Here is a 23159-nt window from a genome sequence, read left to right as displayed (position 1 = left end):
GACGGCCGCACATGACCTGGCTGATCACCGGCGGCGCCGGCTACATCGGGGCGCACGTCGTCCGCGCGATGCTCGACGCGGGCGAACAGGCCGTGGTCTACGACGACTTGTCCACGGGCATCGCCGAGCGCGTGCCCTCCGGAGTCCCCCTGGTGGTCGGCTCGACCCTGGACGGGGACCGCGTGGCGGACACGCTGCGGGAGCACGGCGTCACCGGTGTGGTCCACCTGGCGGCGAAGAAGCAGGTCGGCGAGTCCGTCGATCTCCCCCTGCACTACTACCGCGAGAACGTCGAGGGCCTGCGCGTCCTCCTCGAAGCGGTGACGGCCGCGGAGGTCCGCTCCTTCGTCTTCTCGTCCTCCGCCGCGGTGTACGGCATGCCGGACGTGACCCTGGTCACCGAGGAGACGCCGTGCGTGCCGATGAGCCCGTACGGCGAGACGAAGCTCGCGGGCGAGTGGCTGGTCCGCGCGACGGGCCGGGCCACGGGCCTGTCCACGGCGTCGCTCCGCTACTTCAACGTGGCCGGAGCGGCGACCCCGGAACTGGCCGACGTGGGCGTCTTCAACCTCATCCCCATGGTCTTCGAGAAGCTCACGGAGAGCGCGCCGCCGCGCATCTTCGGCGACGACTACGCGACCCCCGACGGGACGTGCGTCCGCGACTACATCCACGTGGTCGACCTGGCCGAGGCTCACGTGGCCGCCGCCCGCGCCCTGGAGGCCTCCCCCGGCAGCGACCTGACCCTCAACATCGGCCGCGGCGAAGGCGTTTCGGTCCGCGAGATGATCGACCGCATCAACGCCCTCACCGGCTACGACCGCCCCCCGGTCACCACCCCCCGCCGCCCCGGCGACCCGGCCCGCGTCGTCGCCTCCGCCGACCGCATCGCCACCGAACTGGGCTGGAAGGCGAAGTACGACGTCGAGGACATGATCACGTCGGCCTGGGAGGGCTGGGTACGGCTGCATCCGGGGGCGGCGCGGGGGTGAGGCTGCGCTGCGCCGCCTGACCGTTGGGCCGTCGCCGGACGTCCGGCGACGGCCCAACGGTCAGGCGAGCCAGGTCACACGCTGGATATACACGCGCTTCCGGTAGTCGATGACCTGGTACCACACCATGAGCGGTCCCGTGGCGATCACCGCAGGCCCTGCGGTTCGTCACACTCGCTCCATCGCCCGGGTCCTGCCCCAGTGAAAGGCCCTTCCATGTCCCCGGACCTCACCTGGCAAAAGTCCTCCTTCTCCGGCGGCGGAGATGGCGACGACTGCGTCGAACTCGCCCTCCCCACCACCCATCCCGCAGCGGTGGACCGAGCTTCTGCACGTCCCCCTGCCGGGCTCAGGCGGACGGGTACTGCGGGCCGCGGAGCTCAGCGAACTGGCCCTGCGGCTGGCAGGGCGTGAGCGGGATGCCGCGCCCTGAGCAAACGGCGGTTGGCGGCCCCGTCGGGGTCGAGGAACCTGCGATGCTGCTGAACCGGCCCAGCGTGCCGGCGCGCGGGGGCCGAGGTGCACCCCCGTGCCGCAGCACGGGCGCAATATCGCTCGCCCAGATCACAACGCCTTCAGCGCCGCCGCCGTCGCCCGGGCCAGGCTCGCCAGGTAGCCCTTCGGCAGCTTGGGCCCGCGGACCACGACCGCACGCCAGTACAGGGGCCCGGACATCAGGTCGAGCGCGAGTTCCTGGTCGATGCCCGCGCGCACCTCGCCCCGTGCCGCCGCCGCCGCGACGATCCCGCTCGCGACGCTCTGCTGCCCCTCGCGCAACGCCTTCTGCAGGGCCTCGGCGATCTCGGGGTTACGGGCCGCCTCGGCCTGGAGGTCGGGGATGACCTGCCCCGCGATCGGATGGCGCAGGGCGCGTGAGGTGACCTCGTACAGCAGGCGCAGGTCCCCCTCCAGGGAGCCCGTGTCCGGGGCGGGCAGCCCCTGGACCGCGACGGCCGAGACCAGGTCGAGAACCAGGTGGAGTTTGGAGCGCCAGCGCCGGTAGACCGCGGTCTTGCCGACGCCCGCGCGGCGCGCGATGCCCTCGATGGACATCCGGGCGTAGCCGACGGCCGCGAGTTCCTCGAAGACGGCGGCGCGGATGGCCTCGGTCACGTCCTCCCGGAGGACGGCCGCCCCCGCGGGGGCCCTGCGGCGCGGCGCCTTGCCATCGGCGGGCGCGGGGGCATCGGCGTTCGGCGTCATGCCGACCAGCATAGGCCGTTACGACGAAACGGTTGCGTTCCGACGTACAGAAGCCCTACGCTCGCGTTGCGACGATACGGTCCCGTCCCGACGTAAGCAGATGGCAAAGGCGACGTAGGAAACGTCCCAGGACGGGCTCGCACCCCCACCCCCGAGCGAAAGCAGCGGATGTGAGCCAGGTCCTCCACACACCGCCCCCGACGTCGGTCTCCCCCGCCGGCGACGACGACGCCGCGGCGCTCGCCGCCCGGTACGGCCTCACCGTCAGCGGCGCCCGCCCGTCCCTGCACGCGTACGTCCGCCGGCTGTGGGCGCGGCGCCACTTCATCACCGCCTTCGCCACCGCCAAGCTCACCGCCCAGTACAGCCAGGCGAAGCTCGGCCAGGTGTGGCAGGTGATGACCCCGCTGCTGAACGCGGCGGTCTACTACTTCATCTTCGGTGTGCTGCTCGGCACCAAGCACGGGGTGGAGGACTACGTCCCGTTCCTGGTCACCGGCGTGTTTGTCTGGACCTTCACCCAGAGCTCGATCATGGCGGGCACCCGGGCGATCTCCGGCAGCCTCGGCCTGGTCCGCGCCCTGCACTTCCCCCGGGCCGCGCTGCCGGTGTCGTACGCCCTCCAGCAGCTCCAGCAGCTGCTGTTCTCGATGGCCGCGCTCGTCGTCATCCTGCTCTGCTTCGGTGTGCCGGTGAGCGTGTCATGGCTGCTCTCGGTGCCCGTGCTCGTCCTGCAGTTCGCGTTCAACGCGGGCGTCGCGATGATCATGGCGCGGGTGGGCGCCAGGACGCCGGACATCGCGCAGCTCATGCCGTTCGTGCTGCGCACCTGGATGTACGCCTCCGGGGTCATGTGGAGCATCGACCAGGTGGTCGGCAACCGTGACCTGCCGCGCTGGGTGATGGTGCTGCTGGAGACCAACCCGGCCGCCGTCTACATCGACCTGATGCGCTTCGCGCTGATCGACAGCTTCCACGCGCACCAACTGCCGGACCACGTGTGGGCCCTGGCCATCGGCTGGGCGCTGGTCGCCGGGGCCGGCGGCTTCATCTACTTCTGGAAGGCCGAGGAGACGTACGGACGTGGCTGACATCATCGCCAAGAGCGCACCCGCGGACATCACGAAGAGCGCCCCCGCGGACGCCCCTGTGGACGCGCGCACACACACCCCGCACGGCACCTCCGCCGCGCCCCGCGTCCCCACCGTCATCGCCGACCGCGTCGACATCGTCTACCGCGTCAACGGCACCGGCGTCGGGCGCGGCAGCGCCACCGCCGCCCTCAACCGCATCCTGCGCCGCAAGAAGGCCGAGAAGGCGGCGGGCGTACGCAAGGTGCACGCCGTCAAGAGCGTCTCCTTCACGGCGTACAGGGGCGAGGCCATCGGCCTGATCGGCACCAACGGCTCGGGCAAGTCCACCCTGCTCAAGGCGGTCGCGGGCCTCCTCCCCGTGGAGAACGGCAGGATCTACACCGACGGCCAGCCCTCGCTCCTCGGCGTCAACGCGGCCCTGATGAACGACCTCACCGGCGAGCGCAACGTCTACCTCGGCGGCCTCGCGATGGGCATGACCCGCGAGCAGATCAAGCAGCGCTACCAGGAAATCGTCGGCTTCTCCGGCATCAACGAGAAGGGCGACTTCATCACGCTCCCCATGCGGACGTACTCCTCCGGCATGGCGGCGCGGCTGCGTTTCTCCATCGCCGCCGCCAAGGACCACGACGTCCTGATGATCGACGAGGCCCTGGCGACCGGCGACCGCTCCTTCCAGAAGCGCTCCGAGGCGCGCATCCGGGAGCTGCGCAAGCACGCAGGAACGGTGTTCCTGGTCAGCCACAACAACAAGTCGATCCGGGACACGTGCGACCGGGCGCTCTGGCTGGAACGCGGCGAGCTGCGCATGGACGGGCCTACGGCGGAGGTCCTCAAGGAGTACGAGAAGTTCACGGGCAAGTAGCGCTCATTCGCGGGCAAGAAGCACGCAACCACGGGCAAGCAGCACTCACTCCCAGGCGAATGGCCCGCAGCGGTCGCGTTCACCGCTCCAGGAACGCGAACAACTCCTCCCAGTGCCGCACGATCTCCCCGGTCCTGTAGCGCTGGATGTTCACCCGTGCCGCCTCGCCCATCCGGTCCCGCAGCTCCTTGTCGGACATCAACGCGTCGAGGCGGCGGGCGAGTTCGCCGGTGTTGCCGAGGGCGGCGAGGAGGCCGTCCTCACCGTCGCGGATGATCTCGCGGACGCCGGGCGCGCAGTCGAAGGCGGCACACGGCAGGCCGGTCGCCATGGCTTCCATGACGGCCAGCGGGAAACCCTCGCCGCGAGAGGACAGCACGAAGACGGAGCCACCGCGCAGGGCGCCCGGTACGTCGCTCGTACTCCCCCTCCACTCGACGACATCGTCGAGGCCGAGTGCCGTGCACTGCTTCTTCAGGATCTCCTCGTCCTCGCCGGAGCCGTAGATCCGCAGCCGCCAGCCGGGGTGGCGCGGCGCGGCCTCGGCCCAGGTGTCGAGGAGCATGTCGATGCCCTTCTGGTCGTGCAGCCGGCCGACGCTGACGACGACGTTCTCGGTGCGCGGCGAGGGCACCTCGGGCATGAACGGGAGGGGGTTCGGCATGAAGGAGGCGTTGTTCATACCCTGCCCGATCCACAGGTCGGCGTCCTCGCGGGTGAGCGAGAGCATCCGGTCGACGCCCTTGTAGTGCCTGAGCACCCGCTGGAAGCGCGAGGTCTTCTTGCAGTACGCGAACGACTCGTGGCTCATCCCGATGACGGTCAGCCCGGTCGTGTCGGCCTGCTTGACCCACTCCATCGCCCACACCTGGGTGACGATCACGACCGCGCCGGGGCGTGCCGTGCGGAACAGCGCGGTCAGCCTGGCGGCCTGTTCGCGCATGCTCGCCGCACGGGCCCGGCCCGGACGCGGCGGCTGCCCGTCGTACAGCGTCGTCATCGGGTACGGGACCTCGCCGAGCCGCTGCACGACCTCGGCCGGGGTGATGCCGATGACGTGGACCCGGTGCCCCCGCTCGGTGAAGAGGCGGGCCATCTGGTGCGACCAGCTGGTCACCCCGCCCAGTTCGTCGACGCTGTTGGAGACGAAGAAGACGTCCCGCTGCGGGTACTCGGTCATCCACGCCTCCAGTCCGCGAAGAACTGGTCCACGATGTCGCGGGCGGCGCACCCCTTGTCGTACTCGCCGAAGTCGGCGACGAACCGCTCCCGCGCGGGTGCGTACTTGACCACCTGTTTCTCCAACGAGCCGAGCTCGGTGTGCAGTTCGTCCTGGGTCCGCACCACGGGGCCCGGAGCGTGCTCCAGCAGGTCGAAGTAGGTCCCGCGCCCCTCGTGCACGTACTCCTCGTAGTCGTACGCGTAGAAGAACATCGGCCGGTCGAGGAGCGCGTAGTCGAACATCACGGAGGAGTAGTCGGTGATCAGCCCGTCGGCCAGCGCCAGCAGGGGGGTCACGTCGTGGTGTGCCGATACGTCGATGACGCGGCCGCGCACGGACGGCGGCAGCACGACGTGGTTGAGGTAGTGCGAGCGGACGAGGAGCACATACCGGTAACCGAACTCGTCCGCGAAGCGCTCCACGTCGAAGGGCAGCTCGAACCGGCGGTGCCGTGCGCCGTGCCGACGGAAGGTGGGGGCGTAGAGCAGCACGGCGCGGCCCCCCGGGATCCCCAACTCGGCGGCGAGGGACCCGCGTTCGCGGTATCCGGTGGCCTCTTCCCGCTTCTTCGCCTGGACGAGTGCGTCGTTGCGCGGGTACCCCACCCGCAGCAGCGTCCGCTCCTGGAGGCGGAACGCCCGCGCGAGGGTGCGCACATCGTGCTCGGAGCGGATCAGGAACCGGTCGAAGCGGTCGAGCCTGCGCTGCTGCTCGGCCTGCTGCGCACGGGACTTGAGCTTCCACTCGGGCTCGTCGAAGCCCATCCGCTTGAGCGCGGAGCCGTGCCAGGTCTGGAGGTACGTCGTCTGCGGGCGCTTGGTCAGCTTCAGCGGGTAGCTCTGGTTGTCGACCCAGAACTCGGCTTGCGCGAGGGCCTTGAGATAGTGCAGCGACCAGCGGCGTACGAGGGTGGCGTCGGCCGGAAAGCCGTCCGGACTCCCCGCGTACGACCACACCGCCTCGAACCGCAGCCCCTGGCGCCGCATTTCCTCGTAGATCGCCTTGGGGCTGTCGCTGTACTGCCTGCCCAGGTGACTCTCGAAGACGACCAGTCCCTTCTTCACCGGAAGGCGGCTGAACACCTCGTGGTAGATGCGGATCTTGGTGTCCCCGGAGGTCAGCTTCTCGTGGAGCGTCCTGGCCTTGCGGTAGCGGGACTTGACGAACCGTCCGGCGGGGCCGTGCACACCGCGCTGGACGAGTTCGTTCGCCTTCTTGTCGGGGACGAGCCGGAAGGCGAGGTGGCCGCGCGCGGAGACGACCGGCTCTATGCGGTCGGCGACCAGCCGGGTGAGGCGGGGCCGGATCGGGACCGGCGCCCGGCCGGCGAGGAGGCCAGGGTCGGCCGCCGTGAGCCGGGTCGTGGTGCGTACGCCGTCGACGCCGAGGTGGAGTCGTACGTCCCACACGGCGTCCACGATGCCCAGGGGACGGACCGCCGCCAGGTCGGCGGAGCCCTCCCAGGCGATGGTCCCTCCCTCGTGCCGCACGCTCGCCGCGGGGAAGTGGAAGGTCTGCAAGCGCACGCCCTGGCGGCGGGCGTAGAACTCCAGCTCGCCGGTGAGGCGGGCGCCGGGCGGGATCACGCCGAGCGGGTTGGTGATGCGCCCGGCCAGACGGATCGTGCGGCCCGACTCCTCGTAGTGGGTCAGCGCGTTGCGCAGGAACATCTGCTCGACCGGCTTGGCGTGGTAGCCGAGCTCGGTGACGTCCAGAACGTGCCGACCGAAGGTGTCCTCCTCGATGTGCTCGGCGCACCAGTACACGCGCCCGTCGCGCTCGACGAGCGGCGCGGAGATCTTGTCGCGGTTGGTGAGCGTGTCCACGGCGGGCAGCAGCCGATCCCAGTCGCTCACCTGGAGGAAGTAGGCGCAGATGGCGTGGATCGGCTCGGCCTCGTCGAAGGCGGCGCGGTCGATCGACTCCAGGTACGGGCGGGCGAGCGCGGCGAACTCCTGCCGGTAGGCCGCGTCCCGGAACGGCAGCTCGCGCAGGTGCAGCATGAGGTCGTGCTTGAGCCACTTGACGTCCTTGGCGAACTTCAGCTCCAACAGGCCGTTGTCCGCGAGGAGTTGGTCGACCCGGCGGTGGATCTCCATCCGGTGCGTGAAGTTGGCGATCTCGTCACGCCGGTTGCTGATCGACTTCGCCGCCGCGTTGTCCGGCTTTTCGACGACCCTCCAGTCGTAGACCCGGTTCGGGATGAGCGTGATGCGGCGGGCGGCCACGTACGCCCGCGCGGAGAAGAGCAGGTCCTCGTAGTGGATGCCGACGGGGAACTCCAGCCCCTGATCGAGCAGGAACCGCCGGCGGTAGCACTTGTTCGTCGACAGGGTGTCGAAGACCAGCAGGTCCGGCAGCTCGGAGATCGACTCCAGGGTGCGGGTGCGCTCGTACAGCCAGGGGTACCACTTGACCTGCTTGCCGGTGCGCGAGTCGACGTGCACGCGCACGCACAGGCCGGAGACGAGGTCGGCGCCGGTGGTCTCGGCGGCCTCCAGCATGTTGCGGCAGGCGTTGCGCTCCAGGACGTCGTCGCTGTCGAGGAAGAGGACGTAGTCGCCGCGGGCCTGCCGGATGCCGTGGTTGCGGGGGGCACCGCAGCCGCCGCTGTTCTCGGGCAGCTGGAAGGCGCGTACGCGGTCGGGGTGCTCGGCGGCCAGCCGCCGAGCCACCTCGTACGAACCGTCCGTGCTCCGGTCGTCGACGATGACGACCTCGACGGCGCGCAGCGTCTGGTCGAGGACCGAGCGCACGGCCGTGGGCAGCCGGGCGGCGTCGTTGTAGACGATGACGACCACGGAGACGGCGGGGACCGCGGAATCGGCGGGGTCCACGGAGTCGGCGGGGTTCACGGACGCGGCGGGGACCACAGACACGGCAGGCGCGCGAAACTGATCCACATTCATCCTATTAATCCTAGACAGTGGACCCGTTACGCGGCGGTCAGTGACCGTGCTTCGCGTGCTGGAACACCCATGTCCGATACACGACGAAGCGGAACGCCGAGGCCAGCACGATCGACAGCACCTTGGCGATGTTCGAGCCGAGCGGGCCGCTCATGCCCAGGCCGTGGTAGCCGATCCAGAACAGCGCGCTCTCCATGGCGACGCCGAGCCCGCTGAACGCGAAGAAGAGGGCGATCTGCCCCCGGGTGCGCGAGGCCCGGTCCCGGTACGCGAAGAAGCGGAAGCCCAGGTAGTTGGTACCCATCGCGACGCAGCTGGCGATCACCGTGGCGACCATCGGGGCCCATGCCAGGCCGTGCAGCAGAAGGTTGAAGCAGAGGATGTTGACCGCGACCCCGCTGCCGCCGACGACCGCGAACCTGGCCACTTCGAGGGCGAGACGACGAGCCTTCCCGAATGCGCCCGAATGGGTGACGGGTGGGTCGGGAGAGGCGAGCGGCGGCTCAGGCGCCGGACGGCCGACGTCGGCCCGCCCCTCGAAGAGATTCACAGCCACAATTGTCCCTTTTATCGGCAATAGGTAAATTGTAGGTGCTGTTGTCCCAAGAGATCGGCAGGAGCCCGGCGAGCGGCAACCTGACCAGCGGGCCGTCGTACGCAAACGGGGGCGCCCCGGCCATCAAGACCGGGGGCGCCCCCGTCGGCGTACGGGCCGCGAACGCGTTCGTAGCCCGTACGGGCTACGCGTTCGACGTACGGGCTATGAATGCGTCCGCAGCAGCGTCCGCATCGTCCGCATCGCGACCGACAGATTCGCGAGGTCGAACGAGTCCGAGCCCCGGATCTCCTCCAGGGTCGTCCGGGCACGTCCGAGGATCGCCGCGTTCTTCTCCTCCCAGGCCTGGAAGCGCTGCTCGGGGGTCGACGTGCCGTTGCCGACGGAGAGGACATCGGCGGTGAGCGCCGCATGGGCCGCGTACAGGTCCTCGCGGATCGACGCGCGGGCCATGGACTGCCAGCGGTCGGCGCGCGGGAGCTCGATGATGCGGTCCATGAGCTGGGTGATGCCGAGGCGGTCGGCGAGGTCGTAGTAGACCTCGGCGACGGCCATCGGGTCCTTGCCCGTGTGGTCGGCCACCGAGACGATGTCCAGCGCCGGGAAGGCGGAGGAGAACCCGGCCACACGGGTGGCGAGTTCGTCCGGGACACCGGCGCCCGACAGCTCGTCGTAGATCCGCTGGTGCCACTCCAGGTCCGCGCCGCGCAGCAGCTTGGGCAGTTCGGACCAGACCTGCTCGACACCGTCGCCGAAGAAGCTGATCGTCTCGGCGAGCTGGAGCGGCTGCGGCCGGTTGTTGAGCAGCCAGCGCGTGCCGCGCTCGACGAGACGGCGCGAGTGCAGCCGGATCCGGGTCTGGACGTCCGCGGCGACGACGTTGTCGAGCGCCTCCACCGCGTCCCACACCGCACTGGAGTTGAAGATCGCGCGGGCCGCGGTCTGCGCCCGGACGATCTCCTCCAGCGACGCGCCCGTCTCCTCGCGCAGCCGGTGCAGGAAGCTCGTACCGCCCGTGTTGACCGTGTCGTTGACCAGGACGGTCGTCACGATCTCGCGGCGCAGCGCGTGCCCGTCGATCCGCTCGCGGAACTGCTCGCGCAGCGCCGTCGGGAAGTACGCGAGGAGCAGGCTCTCCAGGTACGGGTCGTCGGGCAGCGAGGTGCCGAGCAGCTCCTCGGCGACCGTGATCTTCGTGTACGCGAGGAGGACGGCCGTCTCGGGGCCGGTGAGCCCCTGCCCGGTGGTGAGCCGCTCGCGGATCTGCCGCTCGGTGGGCAGGAATTCGAGGGCGCGGTCGAGGTGGCCCTCCCTGACCAGGTGGCGCAGGAAGCGCTGCTGGGCGTGGAGCATGCTCGGGGACTGGGCGAGCGCGTTGGAGATGGCCACGTTCTGCGCGTAGTTGTTGCGCAGCACCAGGGCGCCGACCTCGTCGGTCATCTCGGCGAGCAGCTTGTTGCGCTGCTTGACCGTCAGATCGCCGTTGCTCACGACCGCGTTGAGCAGGATCTTGATGTTCACCTCGTGGTCGGAGGTGTCCACGCCCGCGCTGTTGTCGATGGCGTCCGTGTTGATCTTGCCGCCGTGCTGGGCGAACTCGATCCGGCCGAGCTGGGTCAGACCCAGGTTGCCGCCCTCGCCGACGACCCTGACGCGCAGATCGGCGCCGTCCACGCGGATCGCGTCGTTGGCCTTGTCGCCGACGTCCGCGTGCGACTCGTGGGACGACTTCACGTACGTACCGATGCCGCCGTTCCACAGCAGGTCGACCGGCGCCTTGAGGATCGCCTTCATCAGGTCGGCCGGGGTCATCTTGGTGATGCCCGGCTCGATGCCGAGGGCCTCGCGGATGTGCGAGTTGATCGAAATGGACTTGGCGGTACGCGGGAAGACGCCGCCGCCGGACGAGATCAGCTCGGTGTTGTAGTCCGCCCACGACGAGCGCGGCAGCTCGAAGAGACGGCGGCGCTCCGCGTACGACGTCGCCGCGTCGGGGGTCGGGTCGATGAAGATGTGCCGGTGGTCGAAGGCGGCGACCAGCCGGATGTGCTCGCTGAGCAGCATGCCGTTGCCGAACACGTCGCCGGACATGTCACCGACACCGACCACGGTGAAGTCCTGGGTCTGGGTGTCGAAGCCCAGCTCCCGGCCGAACCTCTTCACGGACTCCCAGGCACCGCGGGCGGTGATGCCCATCTTCTTGTGGTCGTAACCGGCGGAACCACCGGAGGCGAAGGCGTCGCCGAGCCAGAAGTTGTAGCTCTGCGCGACCTCGTTGGCGATGTCCGAGAACGTCGCGGTGCCCTTGTCGGCGGCGACGACGAGGTACGTGTCGTCCCCGTCGTGGCGGACGACGTCGAACGGGGGCACGACCTCCCCGGCGACCATGTTGTCGGTGATGTCCAGCAGCGCCGAGATGAAGGTCCGGTAGCTGCGAATGCCCTCGGCCAGCCACGCGTCACGGTCCACGGACGGGTCGGGCAGCTGCTTGGCGACGAAGCCGCCCTTGGCGCCGACCGGCACGATGACGGTGTTCTTGACCATCTGCGCCTTGACCAGGCCGAGGATCTCCGTGCGGAAGTCCTCACGCCGGTCGGACCAGCGCAGACCGCCGCGCGCGACCTTGCCGAACCGCAGGTGCACACCCTCGACACGCGGCGAGTACACCCAGATCTCGTACGCCGGCCGCGGCGCCGGCAGGTCCGGGATGGCCGTCGGGTCGAACTTCATGGAGACGTATTCGTGCGGCTGGCCGCCCAGCGCCTCCTGGAAGAAGTTCGTACGCAGCGTCGCCTTGATCAGGTTGAGGAAGGACCGCAGGATCCGGTCCTCGTCGAGCGACGCGACCTGGTCGAGCGCCGCGTCCAGCTCCTCCAGCAGGGCATCGGTCAGCTCGACACCGGCGCTCTGGCGTTCCGGCGACATCCGCGCCTCGAACAGCGAGACGAGCAGCCGGGTGGTGTGGACGTTGTCGCGGAGGGTGGTCTCCATGTAGTCCTGGCTGAAGGTCGAACCGGCCTGGCGCAGGTACTTGGCGTACGCGCGCAGCACCATCGCCTGCCGCCAGTTCAGCCCGGCGCTCAGGACGAGGGCGTTGAACCCGTCGATCTCCGCCTCTCCGGTCCAGGTGGCGGCGAAGGCATCCTGGAACCGCTCGCGGCCGTCGTCACCGAGGTAGTCGCCGTTGCCGACCACGGACTTGGGCAGACGCAGCCCGAAGTCGTAGATCCACGCGGTCGTACGGTCCGCGCGGCGCAGCTCGTACGGCCGCTCGTCGGTGACCTCGACGCCCATGCGGTTCAGGGCGGGGAGCACCGCGGAGAGCGAGACCTGCTCGCCGGTGCGGTAGATCTTGAACCGGCGCTCGCTGGGCGTTGCGCCCACCGGCTCGTACAGGCTGAGCGAGAAGTCCCTCTGCGGGTCGCGCGTGAGCGCCTCGAGGTGGACCAGGTCGGCGACGGCGGCGCGTGGGGTGTGGTCGGCCTTGTAGCCCTCGGGGAAGGCGTTGCCGTAGCGGCGCAGCAGCTCGGCGGCCCGCTCCTCGCCGCACTCGGCGGTCAGCGCTTCCGCGAAGCCGTCGGCCCAGGACCGCGCGGCCTCGACGAGGCGCGCCTCGATGCGCTCCTTGTCGATGTCCGACAGCTGCGGCAGCACGGTGCCCGGCGGGACCCGGACCACGAAGTGCAGCCGGGACAGGATCGACTCGGTGTTCCAGGCCGTGAAGTCGACGCTGGTGCCGTTCAGCTCCTCCTTGAGGATGTCGATGATCCGCAGGCGTACGCCGGTGGTGTAGCGGTCGCGCGGGAGGTAGACGAGGGCGGAGTAGTAGCGCCCGTACTCGTCCTGGCGCAGGTAGAGGCGCAGGCGCCGGCGCTCTTGCAGGTAGAGCACGCTGGTGACGATGGCGCGCAGCTCGTCGACCGGGGTCTGGAACAGCTCGTCGCGCGGGTAGGTCTCCAGGATCTGGAGCAGGTCGCGGCCGTCGTGGCTGTTGGGCGAGAAGCCCGCGCCCTTGAGGACTTCGTCCACCTTGCGGCGGATGACAGGCACGCGGCGCACGGACTCGGTGTACGCGGCGGAGGAGAAGAGGCCCAGGAAGCGCCGCTCCCCGATGACGTTGCCGTTTTCGTCGAACTTCTTCACCCCGACGTAGTCGAGGTACGACGGCCGGTGCACGGTCGCCCGGCTGTTGGCCTTCGTGAGGATCAGCAGCTTGTGCTCGCGGGCCTTGGCGCGGGCGTCGGCGGGCAGCCGTTCGAAGGACGGGCTGACGGGGTGGCTGTCCACACCGGCGTGGTGCGGGTCGGAACGGAGAATACCGAGCCCGGTCCCGGGAACGGCGGCGAGCGAGTCGTCGTCGCGCAGCTCGTACTCCCGGTACCCCAGGAAGGTGAAGTGATCGTCCGCGAGCCAGCGCAGCAGCTCGCGGGCTTCCTCGACCTCCTGGTCGCGCAGGTCGTCGGCGGTCGGCTCCTTGGGCAGTTCCTCCGCGATCCGCAGCGCGGCGTCGCGCATCTTCTCCCAGTCCTCGACGGCCTCACGGGCGTCGGACAGGACGCGCAGCAGGTCGGCGGTGATCTGCTTGAGATCGGAACGGTCGGTCTCGCGGTCGATCTCGACGTGGATCCACGACTCGACGTGCGCGTCGTGCGGCAGCTCTCCGGCGGTGGGCCGGCCGGCCAGCACCTCGATGAGCTTGCCGGTCAGATCACGCCGTACAACGATCTGCGGGTGGATGACGACATGAATGCCGCGCCCCTGCCGGGACAGCTCATTGGTGACCGAGTCGACGAGGAAGGGCATGTCGTCGGTGACGACCTCGACGACGGAGTGGCTGCAGGCCCAGCCGTTCTCCTCGACGGTCGGCGTGTGGACCCGCACGTTGGCCGTGCCCTGTGGGCGGTTCTCGGCCAGCCGGTAGTGCGAGATCGCGGCTCCGAAGATGTCGACCGGGTCGCGGTCGGCGAGGTCCTCCGGGGCGGTGTGCAGGTAGTAGCGCTGGAGGAACGCGAGCACGGTGTCCCGGTCGGGGGTGCCCTCGCCCGTCGTCCCAGTCGGTAGGTGCCCCCCGACCGGGCTGTTCTCAGCTACCCGGGCGGCCCGTTCGAGCAGCTCGGCCTTGGCTTCGTCCAGCTTGGTCTGCATTGTCCTCTGGCTCCTGTCGCGCGCCGTTGCGTGACGTTGAAGGAAGTACGGTCTCTTCTCTTCCGACGTAACGCCGTGACGCGGGGTGTCCGGTCTGCTCCGACGCTATGCCGCAAGGGGAGATGAGCGGGAGGTTATCGGCCATGTTCGCCACCTCCGGAGACTGTGACGCCGCTCTCGGCGACCTCTGTTCCGGGGGTGTTCTTGGCGTCGGTGGCGTCAGGGTCGTCAGGGGGGTTCTTGACGTACGGGGTGCGCGTACCGCGCCTGCCGCACGTGCGGCACTTGCCGCGTTCGCCGCCCCGACCCGCTCGTGAAGATCAGCGACGGCCGCCCGGTCACGGTTGTGGTCCGTGCGTTCCGGGCGCGGGGCAGGGGCGACGATGCCCCCGCGAGATATCGCGCTGATCACGCCACCAAGGCTATCGCTCCCTACCCGGGGGGCGTCATGAGCCGTATGTGTACAAAACCGGGGGGAGAACTTTGACAGTCTGCACAGGGACGAAAGGGATGGTTGACGCGTACAGAGCCGCCGGCATCCCGAACGCGGGGCCTGAAAGACGCCGGCCCCCTTGGCAAGGCGCCCCGCCCGGGGCACGTTGACCAGGACGGCCAACGAAGGCGGACGTACGGTTGAGCCATGGCACGGCCGACGCCCGGTTGAGGGGAGCGGCACCGACATGACAGCGAAAATCCTGATCGTCACCGGCGACGCGGCGGAATCACTGGAGGTCCTCTACCCCTACCAGCGCCTGCGCGAGGAAGGTTACGAGGTCCACATCGCGGCCCCCACCCGCAAGCAACTGCAATTCGTGGTCCACGATTTCGAACCCGGCTTCGACACGTACACCGAGAAGCCCGGCTACACCTGGCCCGCGGATCTCGCGTTCTCGGAGGTCGACCCCGGCGAGTACGTCGCCCTGGTCGTCCCCGGCGGCCGCGCCCCCGAGTACCTCCGCAACGACCCCGAACTCCGCAAGATCCTCAAGTCCTTCTTCGACACGGACAAGCCGGTGGCCCAGATCTGTCACGGCCCCCTCCTAACGGCGGCCGTCGACGCCCTGAGCGGCCGCCGCGTCACGGCGTACCCGGCGCTGGAACTCGACATGCAGGCGGCCGGCGCGACCTTCCACGACGCGGAAGCGGTTGTCGACGGCACGCTGGTCTCCTCCCGCGCCTGGCCGGACCACTCCGGCTGGATGCGCGAGTTCCTCAGGGTGCTGCGCGCGAAGGCTCCGGTGACCTGACCGCGACAAGCGTGCCACGAGCGGCGGCTGCCCGCCCAGGGGGCTGGCCGCGGCGCCGGGCCGCACCGTGGCGGCTGGCCGCCGTGCCGGGCCGCATCGCCCTGCCGCCCCCGGCCGGGCCGCCCTCGCCATGGTCTCCGGTCAGGCGGATCCCGCCGCCGCGGCTCCGGTGACCTGACCACGACGGACGTGCCGCGAGCGGCGGCTGCCGGCCAGGGCGTCCGCCCGGCTGCGGTGCCGGGCGGCACCTTGCTGCCGCCGCTCGGCCGGGCCGCCCTCGCCGTCGTCTTCGGTCAGGCGGATCCCGCCGTGCCTCCGATCGGCCGATGCCTGATGTCGCCCCCCGGCCGTCGCCTCCAGTCAGGCCGATCCCTGCCGCGCCGCCCGGTCAGGCTGGCCCCCGGCCGTCGCCCCGGTCAGGCCGCCAGTCGCTCGGCCTCCTCGACCGCCTCCGCCAGGCTGTCCACGACGGGCACGCCGGCCTCCTCGAGGCTGGCGCGGCCGTGGGAACCACCGGTGTAGAGGACCGCCTGCGCACCCACGTGCCCGGCGGCGAGCGCGTCGTCGGCCGCGTCGCCGATCACCACCACGCGGGACGGCTCGACGCCCGCGAGCGCGCCCACGTGCCGCACCATGTGCTCGGCCTTGCTGCCACCGGAGGGCCCGGTCCGCCCGTCGACCCGTATGAAGTGCGGCTCGATCCCGAATCCCCGTACCAGCGGGACCAGTTCGTCATGCCCGTACATGCTGAGGATCGACTGGCTGTTCCCGGCGGACCCCCACCCGGCGAGCAGCGCGGGCACGCCCTCGGTGAGCTCGCAGGCCTTCCGGTGCTCCGCGTAGTACCGGTGGAAGGTCTCGTCCATGATCTGCCACTCGTCGTCCGTCGGCAGCCGCCCGATCAGCCGCTCGTAGAACTTCGGCACCGGCACGCAGTACAACGCCCTGTACCGCTCCAGCGTGATCGGCTCCAGCCCCAGCTCGGCGAACGCCGCGTTCGTCGCCCCGATGATCGCGTCATTGTCGTGGAACAGTGAAGGTAAAACGCCTACTTGGCCCAGGGGTCTGGTTCCCACACGGGATGAAACTGGAACTCCGTTCCGGCCGTGCCGGACCCGTGCTTGACGAGGGCGACCCGGCGCAACACCTTGTGATACAGCCGGTTTTTCTCAGCCTCGTTCATGGCCGGCCACAGCCCCACGGTGTCCGCGATGAGCTCGGTGTACGCGGAGCGTTCGGGGAGCGGTTCCACCTCGGCGGGCATCGCGGCTAGCTCAGCCTCAGCCTGTTGCCGTTTCGCGCGAATCGTCGCCACGGCGTCCTCGTATTCGCCAGGCTCGAAACTGTCCGGGTCGGCCGCCCGCTCGGCGCGCAGGTTCGCGAGCGCCTGGCGCTGCCGCTCGACCTCGGCATGGAGCCGGGTACGGGCGCGCAGGGCCTGCGCCGTCTCGTGTTTGGCGCTGTCCTGGCCGTCCTCAACCGGGGTTTCTGGGGCCGCATCAATGTCTTTTGCGGCCTCCCCCTTCAGCCACTGGAAAGCCTTCTCTTCCACGACCGTGCGGCGCGCATAGCAGCCATCGCATCCCATGGACCCATGGCGGGTGCGTGTCGAGCACTGGTAGGCGTAGCCAACGGTGACGTTGCCGCCCCCTTTCACCTCAGTTCCGCCGCGGCACTGTGCGCAGCGTACGAGGCCGGTGAGTTCGTAGAGACTGGCGCGGGCGCGTGGCGGAGTCGCGGCGACCTCGCGCCGACGCTTCTGGTACGCCTCCCACAACTCGTAGCCGATCAGTTCCTCGTGCGCGCCCTGGATGTACACGTACTGGTGGCATGAGCCATCTGCTTTGCCGCACCGGTGGTTGGGGTCATGGACGCGGAGCAGGCCGGCGGGGAAACCGCCGTCCATGTAGCGGCGTACGGTCTGCTCGCTCCACAACTTGCCTTGGGTGCTGCGCCACCCGGCGCTGTTGAGCCGGTACGCGAGGGCGTGAAATCCGGTGCCGTCGATGTACTTGCGGTAGAGGTCGGCGATGACCCGGCCGTATTCGGAGTCGATCTCGTACCGCTCCTTCTGGAGTCGGAATCCCTCGGGCTCGACGGGGTCGGGGATGCGGCGTCGGTGCCAGATGTACCCGGCGCGTTTACGGCCCTGTGCTGGCAACCCCAACTTGTACTTGCGGTGTTCGTGGGTCTCGCGCCACTGCTCCCCGGCGCGGTCGCTCTCGAAGGCGCCGAACTCAAGAATCATCCCCCTCTGAAACCGGCCGATGGCGGTGGTGGCGTCGATCTGCTCAGTAGCGGATTCGAGTTGCCCTCCGGCGCGTTCGAGGCGGGCGAGCCACATGGCGTTGCCGGTGCGGTCGCGGCCGAAGCGGGAGTATCGCCAGACGGCGACGCCGCGAGCCTCGCCCTCCTCGACGCGCTCGATTGCGCTGGTGATCTTCCGCTTGAAGTGGCGGCCGGACACGTCCAGGTCGGTGACGAGGGGTTCGAGTAGGCGTTTTCCGTGCTGGACTGCCCATCGCCGAATGGCTTCTTCCTGTAGCTCCGGGCTGATCTTCTCCTCTTTCCAGGTGCTCACCCGGATGTAGCCGAGCCATGGTTCGTCGTCGGCGTCGGCGGGTGGGCGTTGTTGTGGCAGCAGCATGCAGACTCCTTCCGGGTACAGGTCGGCCCCGGTCGCGCGTGGTGGCGGCCGGGGCCCTGTCGTCGGTTGTTACTTGGCGGCGCGGTCGATGCGGACCACTCCGGCGGCAGACGAGGTGTGGTCCGGGGCGGTGTCGCCTCGGGCGAGTGCCGCATCGTGTTGGGCGAATCGGCGTCGGGTGGTGACGCCTCGGTCGTGGGCCCAGTGGTAGCCGACGTGCAGGGCGTGCGGCGCGAGAATGGCGAGGGCGAGCGTGGCGAGCAGGGTGACGGCGAGACCGACATCAGACGCGTAGGTGTAGTTGCCAGGGCTGGCGGCGCGGGCGGTGAGCTGTATGACGATGCCGATGATGAGTGCAAGCGCTGCTGTGCCGGTTGCCAGTACGGCGGTGGTGCGTCTCATGTCGCGTTTCCTTGTCCGGGTTTCAGGGCCCCCCGGTGAGAGCCCGGATCATGGTGAGCACTGCTTGTTGGTGCGCGGGATCGGTGACTCCGAGTGCCTCTAGCGCCTGGTGTCGGGTGATTCCTGTGGTGGGTCCTGCGGGGAGCTCTCCTGGCTCGATGTAGCCGCACATGGCGAGTAGTGGGGTGACTGGCACGTTCAGCCGCTCAGCGATTTTGCCGAGGGCTGTGGTGGTAGGTCGCTCGACTCCTCGGAGCCATCGGCCGAGGGCTTGTGGGGAGACGCCGGCGTCGTGTGCGAATCGTGAGCGTCCTCCGCCGCGTGGTCCGAGGTCGTATCCCCGTGCAGTGAGTTGGTCGGTGAGCCATGCGCCGAAGACTTCGGCGGCTCTGGTGTTGTCGGTAGACATGCCTGTGAGGATATCGCGCGCGATACGTTCGAGCGGTAGTTATCGAGGTATGTAGGCCCCCTCCCCTCAAGACGGCATATGCATGCCGTCTTCATCTAGCACACTAGACCGCGCCTGTTCGACAGTGCAACCCATGTAAACCGCGGGTCTTGGGCCGAAAATCGAACACAAATGGAACGCGGCAATCACGTCTCGCGCACGACACCTTTACAACTCCTTGATCTACCTAGCCAGGTAGATAGGTGCTATGGTCTACCTACCGAAGCAGGTAGTAACCTGTCGCACGAGAGAGGTAAGCCCCCCGTGAGGTACGACCGCACAGCACTACAGGCCGCAGCACGCGCCCGCGGCCACAAGAACAGCCGCCAAATGTCCCAGCATCTCGGCATCGGGGAAATGACCGGCTGGCGTCTGTGGAACGGCCACGCCGCGCCCAGCGCCCACACGGCCGCGCTCGTCGAATTCGCCTACGGCGTCCCCGCCCGGCAGCTCATCAAGCCCGCCGGAGTTCAGGGATGAGCGCCGTCATCCCCCGCGAGCAGGCGATAGCCGAAGCCCGCGCCGTCCTCGACCAGGCCCGCGCCCGCATTGCCGCCGACTACGCCGCCGGACGCCTCGACCCCGACAAGGCCGCACTGATCGCCCACCTGTGGCGCCCCGCCTCGGCTCCGGCCACGCACCGCGCCGCCGCCTGAACACGCAAAAGGGCCGCCCGGATGCGACCCGGACGACCCACCACGACCGCCAGAGAAAGGCACCGATCGTGACCACCGAGACTATCGCCCTCCCCCGCGCCATACAGGCCGTCAAGGGCGCCGACGCCGCCCGCCGCCACACGCAGCGCACCGGCGTGATCGCCCGCCAGCTCGACCAGATCGCCCCCGGCACCGTCCTCGTGCGCATCACCCCCGTCACGCACGACGGCCGCCCCCGCACCTGGGTAACCCTGGACGCCGCAACCGGGCCCGTCGAGGCCGACCGCGACGCGCACCGCGCCGCGTACGGCCTGCTGCGCCGCATGTTCCCCGGATCCGACTGGACGCGCGCCGTCCTCTACGACGCCCGCACCGGATACGTCACCTACGACGAGCCGACCGCGCCGGCCGAGCTCGGCCTCTACACCGCCGAGGAGGCCGACCAGTGATCCCCCGTCCCGTCGCCACCGCCAACGACCGCACCGATCTCATCCTTCACATCGTCCCCGCGCGAACGTTCCTACGGCGTATCGGTGCTATCTGCCCGCTGTGCAAGGGACAGCCGCCCCTCGGGTTCACCTGCAACCAGTGCGGTACGGGGGCCGACCAGTGATCCGGCCACAGCTCACCGCCGACGGCCGCGCCGTCCGCCTCCCCATCGGCGAGTACATCGCCGCCCTGGTCGACGACCTCGCCATTGCCTACACCGAGGACCCCGACCAGATCGCCGCCCTGCTGCGCGCTCACGCGGCGAGCGTCGTCGCCCTGGACTTCGCCGAGTGCAGCGAGGACGCCACCGACTACGGCCGCGCCATGCGCGCCGCCGAGGCCGACGGCACCCGCGAGGCCCTGCTCGAAGAGCTGCCCGCCGATCACCAGCTCGACCCGCAGCTCGCCCCCGACGACGCGATCAGCCTCGCCACCCGCATCACCAAGCACGCCGCACACATCCGCCTGAGGAGCACCCGCAAGTGACTGTCACGACCCTTCCCGCCGCCCGCTTGGCGCCCGCGCCCGCCCCGCACGGTGGGGCCCTCGCCGTCCGAGTCGATCAGACCGCATGGACCCCCGAGCAGGCCGCCGTGCTCCGCCAGTCCGGCATCAAGGACCAGGTAACCGCCGCCGAACTGGCCGGCTTCCTGCACCTGTGCCAGCGCACCGGCCTTGACCCGTTCTCCCGACAGATCTACCTGATCGGCCGGTGGAGCAAGAAGGACAACCGCGACGTCTACACGCCTCAGACCGGAATCGACGGGTACCGCGTCATCGCCCAGCGCGTGACCACGCAGACCGGCGGAACGTACGGCTACGAGGACACCGTGTGGTGCGACCCGTCCGGCCGGTGGCGTGACGTGTGGCTGCCCGAGGCGCCCCCGGCCGCCGCGAAGGTAACCGTGATCCGAAACGGGGAGCGGTTCTCCGCCGTCGCGACGTTCCGCGAGTACGTCCAGACCTTCCCCGACGGCAACCCGAAGGGCCTGTGGGCGAAGATGCCCGCCGGTCAGATCGCCAAGTGCGCCGAGGCGCTCGCGCTCCGCAAGGCGTTCCCCCACGACCTCGCCGGGGTGTACACCGCCGAGGAGATGGCTCAGGCCGACAACACCGACTCGGCCCCAGTCGTTGTCGAGCAGCAGCCACGCCGCAGCCAGCACGCCGAGTCGGGCCCGTGGGAGCAGGAGGCCCCGCCGCAGCAGCAGGAGCGCCGCGACTACCGCGCCGAGGCGCAGGCCGCCGAGGACGCCGACACGGTGCGAGGGCTGTGGCAGGAGGCGAAACGGGCGGGCGCGCCGACGGAGTACCTCGACCAGATCGCCGCCATCGGCCGCGACCGGGCCGAGATCGACGCGACGATCGTCGTAGCCGATGACGGTTACCGAACCATGGACCAGGACGACGCCGAGCAGTACGCCGAGGTGCGCGCGCACGCCGAGGCGGAGAACGCCCTCCGACTCGCCGCGTCCCGCGCCAACCTCCCCACGTTGGACGCCGACTTCCAGCGCGTCTACGGCCTCCCCATCGAGCAGGCCCCCGCGCAGCAGCTCGACACGTTCCGTGCCCAGATCGAGGCCGCCGCCGGGGGTGCCCAGTGAGCGAGCAGACCCCGGAGCCCACGTTCCGCGACTCCGTCACCCGCCTCGCCGCGCTCGGCGCCTTGTTCGACGAAGTCAAGGCTGCGTACAGGAAGGCCCGCACCGAGGTACAGCACCACCTGAACACGCAGTACAAGGAAGCCGGGACCACGAAGGTGGACGCCCTGTTGCCCGGCGGCACGAAGGTCGGTTCCGTCTCCCGGACCGGCGGGGAAACGGCCGCGCAGATCGTTGACCCCGATACGTTCACCGCGTGGGTCCGCGACACGTTCCCCAGTGAGCACGTCGTCGAGATCGTGCCCATGCAGGTACGGACGAGCGTCCGGCCCGCCTGGTCAGATCAGGCACTCGCCGCGATGACCGCAGCCGGGACGCCCCGGTACGTCGACGAGGCCACGGGCGAGGTGCACGACGTGCCCGGAGTCGAGATCCGGCCGAGCGCGGCCGCCGGGCTCCGCATGACGTACACCCGCAAGTCGAAGAACAGCCCGTACGACGGCCGCGAGTTGGTCGCCGAGGCATGGCGAACGGACGACCTCGCCGCGCACGTGCTGCCTGTGCTCGCTCCGGCCGCGCAGCCTGCCGCGATCCAGACGTGCGGCGCGTGCGGCGCCGGATACGACTACGGCCAGCCTTGCCCGACGTGCGAGTTCAAGGACCGCATGGCCACTGAGACCGCGCCGACCGCCGCGAAGCCCGCGCCGCAGGTCAGCCGGCGCTTCCCCGCCGCGTTCGACGGCGAGTGCAAACACTGCGACGGCCCTATCGACGAGGGCGACGAGATCGCGTACGTCGACGACGAGATCGCATGCGAGACGTGCGCGGAGGCCACCGCATGATGCCGCACCTGCCCTACGTCGACTCGGTGGCCGCCGAACTGACCCTCGCCGCCGTCCCCGCCGAGGTCGTGCGCGCCGAGGAGACCGAACACGGCGACCTGGTCGGCCTGTTTGAGTGGCCCGAGGACCGCGTCACGCTGCGCTGGCACTCCGCCGACGGATGGCGGCACGAGGCCCCGCACTGCGGCGGGCCGCTGTTCATCGACCACATCGCAGCACCCGACGTCGTCGCCAACACCGTGCGCCTACTCCTCGACGGACACCCGCCGTACCGGTCGTACGCCCGGTGGACGGGCGCCGCGACCCTCGACCGCGCCCTCGCCGACCGCGGCTGCTGACACCCCGCCACACCGCCCGCCCCGGCCGCCGTGCCGGGGCGGGCCCTCGATCGGAGACACCACAGCGTGACCACCACCAGCCTGGCCGAAGCCACCACCAGCGGACAGTGGGCCGCCCTCGCCGCCTGCACCGGCCACGACACCAACCTTTGGTTTCCCGAGGACCACGACCAGCCGACCGACGACGCCCGCGCCGAAGCGCTGAGCATCTGCGCCACCTGCCCCGTGCGCGCCGCCTGCCTCGACGCCGCCCTCGACGAAGAAGGCGGAATCAAACCGGCGAGCCGCAACGGCATTCGCGGCGGCATGACCCGCGAGCAGCGCCACAACGCGTACCGGAGCCGCGCCAGAGCCGCCCGGAAAGCCGCCGCCCAGGCCGCATGACCCCCACCGACACCCGCGCCGCGCTCGACCGCGCCGCCTAGTAACCGCCCCGGGGCGAGGACGAGCCACCCGCGCCCCTCGCCCCGGGCGCCACACCCCCCGAACCCGCACCAGCGAAAGGC

Annotated in this window: 23 protein-coding genes; 14 read left to right on the top strand and 9 right to left on the bottom strand. The window is 69.9% G+C overall.

Translation table 11 applies throughout. The annotated features are described in order from the left end of the window. Positions 1-11 precede the first annotated feature (11 nt). Both galE and C4B68_RS44810 read left to right on the top strand, forming a co-directional pair. Entirely contained in the window at positions 12-992 is a 981-nt protein-coding gene (gene galE / locus C4B68_RS24620; protein ID WP_099504386.1) for a UDP-glucose 4-epimerase GalE, read from the top strand. Between the two features lie 216 nt (positions 993-1208). Further along, entirely contained in the window at positions 1209-1406 is a 198-nt protein-coding gene (locus C4B68_RS44810; protein ID WP_099504384.1) for a DUF397 domain-containing protein, read from the top strand. 150 nt (positions 1407-1556) lie between these two features. Here the strand turns inward: C4B68_RS44810 and C4B68_RS24610 are convergent, their stop codons facing one another. Beyond that, positions 1557-2207 (bottom strand): TetR/AcrR family transcriptional regulator, encoded by a 651-nt coding sequence (locus tag C4B68_RS24610; RefSeq protein WP_099504381.1) that lies wholly within the window; start codon positions 2205-2207, stop codon positions 1557-1559. Between the two features lie 158 nt (positions 2208-2365). Here C4B68_RS24610 and C4B68_RS24605 point away from each other — a divergent pair, with 158 nt between their 5' ends. Both C4B68_RS24605 and C4B68_RS24600 read left to right on the top strand, forming a co-directional pair. Next, entirely contained in the window at positions 2366-3286 is a 921-nt protein-coding gene (locus C4B68_RS24605; protein WP_099504380.1) for an ABC transporter permease, read from the top strand. Positions 3287-3344: 58 nt separating this feature from the next. Continuing rightward, the gene (locus tag C4B68_RS24600) at positions 3345-4154 is read left to right on the top strand and encodes an ABC transporter ATP-binding protein (protein ID WP_099504480.1); all 810 of its coding nucleotides are present in this window, start codon (positions 3345-3347) and stop codon (positions 4152-4154) included. Between the two features lie 79 nt (positions 4155-4233). Here C4B68_RS24600 and C4B68_RS24595 read toward each other — a convergent pair whose 3' ends face one another. From C4B68_RS24595 to C4B68_RS24580, 4 genes are all read right to left on the bottom strand, one after another. Next, positions 4234-5334, bottom strand: a complete 1101-nt coding sequence (locus C4B68_RS24595) for a glycosyltransferase (protein WP_099504378.1) — start codon at positions 5332-5334, stop codon at positions 4234-4236. Next, positions 5331-8285, bottom strand: coding sequence for a bifunctional glycosyltransferase/CDP-glycerol:glycerophosphate glycerophosphotransferase (locus C4B68_RS24590; RefSeq protein WP_099504376.1), 2955 nt, complete (start codon positions 8283-8285; stop codon positions 5331-5333). The genes C4B68_RS24595 and C4B68_RS24590 overlap by 4 nt, the downstream gene beginning before the upstream one ends. Positions 8286-8322: 37 nt before the next feature. Continuing rightward, positions 8323-8835, bottom strand: a complete 513-nt coding sequence (locus tag C4B68_RS24585; protein WP_099504374.1) for a GtrA family protein — start codon at positions 8833-8835, stop codon at positions 8323-8325. Between the two features lie 210 nt (positions 8836-9045). Further along, the gene (locus C4B68_RS24580) at positions 9046-13986 is read right to left on the bottom strand and encodes an NAD-glutamate dehydrogenase (protein WP_099504372.1); all 4941 of its coding nucleotides are present in this window, start codon (positions 13984-13986) and stop codon (positions 9046-9048) included. A 680-nt stretch (positions 13987-14666) separates the two neighbouring features. On the opposite strand from C4B68_RS24580, the gene C4B68_RS24575 reads away from it, so the two are divergent. Further along, entirely contained in the window at positions 14667-15233 is a 567-nt protein-coding gene (locus C4B68_RS24575) for a DJ-1/PfpI family protein (protein ID WP_099504370.1), read from the top strand. A 416-nt stretch (positions 15234-15649) separates the two neighbouring features. On the opposite strand, the gene C4B68_RS24570 is transcribed toward C4B68_RS24575, so the two are convergent. The 4 genes from C4B68_RS24570 to C4B68_RS44805 all read right to left on the bottom strand — a co-directional run bounded on the left by C4B68_RS24570 (position 15650) and on the right by C4B68_RS44805 (position 18691). Further along, positions 15650-16309, bottom strand: coding sequence for an HAD family hydrolase (locus tag C4B68_RS24570; protein WP_099504368.1), 660 nt, complete (start codon positions 16307-16309; stop codon positions 15650-15652). After that, positions 16282-17880, bottom strand: a complete 1599-nt coding sequence (locus C4B68_RS24565) for a recombinase family protein (RefSeq protein ID WP_099504366.1) — start codon at positions 17878-17880, stop codon at positions 16282-16284. Before C4B68_RS24565 ends, C4B68_RS24570 begins: the two co-directional genes overlap by 28 nt. Before the next feature lie 69 nt (positions 17881-17949). Then, positions 17950-18282 carry a hypothetical protein gene (locus tag C4B68_RS24560; RefSeq protein ID WP_099504364.1) on the bottom strand — a complete coding sequence of 111 codons (333 nt, stop codon included), beginning with the start codon at positions 18280-18282 and terminating at the stop codon, positions 17950-17952. A gap of 22 nt (positions 18283-18304) precedes the next feature. After that, complete coding sequence (locus C4B68_RS44805; protein WP_099504363.1) at positions 18305-18691, bottom strand: helix-turn-helix domain-containing protein; 387 nt, start codon at positions 18689-18691, stop codon at positions 18305-18307. A 369-nt stretch (positions 18692-19060) separates the two neighbouring features. On the opposite strand from C4B68_RS44805, the gene C4B68_RS42060 reads away from it, so the two are divergent. From C4B68_RS42060 to C4B68_RS24520, 9 genes are all read left to right on the top strand, one after another. Continuing rightward, complete coding sequence (locus C4B68_RS42060; RefSeq protein ID WP_167459158.1) at positions 19061-19210, top strand: hypothetical protein; 150 nt, start codon at positions 19061-19063, stop codon at positions 19208-19210. After that, positions 19207-19386 carry a hypothetical protein gene (locus tag C4B68_RS24550; RefSeq protein ID WP_099504362.1) on the top strand — a complete coding sequence of 60 codons (180 nt, stop codon included), beginning with the start codon at positions 19207-19209 and terminating at the stop codon, positions 19384-19386. The genes C4B68_RS42060 and C4B68_RS24550 overlap by 4 nt, the downstream gene beginning before the upstream one ends. A gap of 68 nt (positions 19387-19454) precedes the next feature. After that, positions 19455-19835, top strand: coding sequence for a hypothetical protein (locus C4B68_RS24545; protein WP_240634453.1), 381 nt, complete (start codon positions 19455-19457; stop codon positions 19833-19835). After that, complete coding sequence (locus C4B68_RS42055; RefSeq protein ID WP_167459157.1) at positions 19832-19999, top strand: hypothetical protein; 168 nt, start codon at positions 19832-19834, stop codon at positions 19997-19999. The genes C4B68_RS24545 and C4B68_RS42055 overlap by 4 nt, the downstream gene beginning before the upstream one ends. Next, complete coding sequence (locus C4B68_RS24540) at positions 19996-20361, top strand: hypothetical protein (protein WP_099504360.1); 366 nt, start codon at positions 19996-19998, stop codon at positions 20359-20361. The genes C4B68_RS42055 and C4B68_RS24540 overlap by 4 nt, the downstream gene beginning before the upstream one ends. Beyond that, complete coding sequence (gene bet / locus C4B68_RS24535) at positions 20358-21476, top strand: phage recombination protein Bet (RefSeq protein WP_099504358.1); 1119 nt, start codon at positions 20358-20360, stop codon at positions 21474-21476. Before C4B68_RS24540 ends, bet begins: the two co-directional genes overlap by 4 nt. Next, positions 21473-22315 carry a hypothetical protein gene (locus C4B68_RS24530; RefSeq protein WP_099504356.1) on the top strand — a complete coding sequence of 281 codons (843 nt, stop codon included), beginning with the start codon at positions 21473-21475 and terminating at the stop codon, positions 22313-22315. The genes bet and C4B68_RS24530 overlap by 4 nt, the downstream gene beginning before the upstream one ends. Beyond that, entirely contained in the window at positions 22312-22653 is a 342-nt protein-coding gene (locus tag C4B68_RS24525; protein ID WP_099504354.1) for a hypothetical protein, read from the top strand. The genes C4B68_RS24530 and C4B68_RS24525 overlap by 4 nt, the downstream gene beginning before the upstream one ends. Before the next feature lie 66 nt (positions 22654-22719). Then, positions 22720-23037 (top strand): WhiB family transcriptional regulator, encoded by a 318-nt coding sequence (locus tag C4B68_RS24520; protein ID WP_167459156.1) that lies wholly within the window; start codon positions 22720-22722, stop codon positions 23035-23037. Positions 23038-23159: the final 122 nt, after the last annotated feature.

Origin of the sequence: Streptomyces dengpaensis (assembly GCF_002946835.1) — a bacterium.
Taxonomy (GTDB): domain Bacteria; phylum Actinomycetota; class Actinomycetes; order Streptomycetales; family Streptomycetaceae; genus Streptomyces; species Streptomyces dengpaensis.
The sequence above is the reverse complement of the archived record's forward strand: the minus strand, read 5'-3'. Positions and strand labels throughout refer to the sequence as shown.

Bases quoted from the DNA above. Each gene is read 5' to 3' on its own strand.
- galE (WP_099504386.1), top strand. From the start codon at position 12: ATGACCTGGCTGATCACCGGCGGCGCCGGCTACATCGGGGCGCACGTC.
- C4B68_RS44810 (WP_099504384.1), top strand. From the start codon at position 1,209: ATGTCCCCGGACCTCACCTGGCAAAAGTCCTCCTTCTCCGGCGGCGGA.
- C4B68_RS24610 (WP_099504381.1), bottom strand. From the start codon at position 2,207: ATGCTGGTCGGCATGACGCCGAACGCCGATGCCCCCGCGCCCGCCGAT.
- C4B68_RS24595 (WP_099504378.1), bottom strand. From the start codon at position 5,334: ATGACCGAGTACCCGCAGCGGGACGTCTTCTTCGTCTCCAACAGCGTC.
- C4B68_RS24590 (WP_099504376.1), bottom strand. From the start codon at position 8,285: ATGAATGTGGATCAGTTTCGCGCGCCTGCCGTGTCTGTGGTCCCCGCC.
- C4B68_RS24580 (WP_099504372.1), bottom strand. From the start codon at position 13,986: ATGCAGACCAAGCTGGACGAAGCCAAGGCCGAGCTGCTCGAACGGGCC.
- C4B68_RS24575 (WP_099504370.1), top strand. From the start codon at position 14,667: ATGACAGCGAAAATCCTGATCGTCACCGGCGACGCGGCGGAATCACTG.
- C4B68_RS24565 (WP_099504366.1), bottom strand. From the start codon at position 17,880: ATGCTGCTGCCACAACAACGCCCACCCGCCGACGCCGACGACGAACCA.
- C4B68_RS24560 (WP_099504364.1), bottom strand. From the start codon at position 18,282: ATGAGACGCACCACCGCCGTACTGGCAACCGGCACAGCAGCGCTTGCA.
- C4B68_RS44805 (WP_099504363.1), bottom strand. From the start codon at position 18,691: ATGTCTACCGACAACACCAGAGCCGCCGAAGTCTTCGGCGCATGGCTC.
- C4B68_RS42060 (WP_167459158.1), top strand. From the start codon at position 19,061: ATGTCCCAGCATCTCGGCATCGGGGAAATGACCGGCTGGCGTCTGTGG.
- C4B68_RS24550 (WP_099504362.1), top strand. From the start codon at position 19,207: ATGAGCGCCGTCATCCCCCGCGAGCAGGCGATAGCCGAAGCCCGCGCC.
- C4B68_RS24525 (WP_099504354.1), top strand. From the start codon at position 22,312: ATGATGCCGCACCTGCCCTACGTCGACTCGGTGGCCGCCGAACTGACC.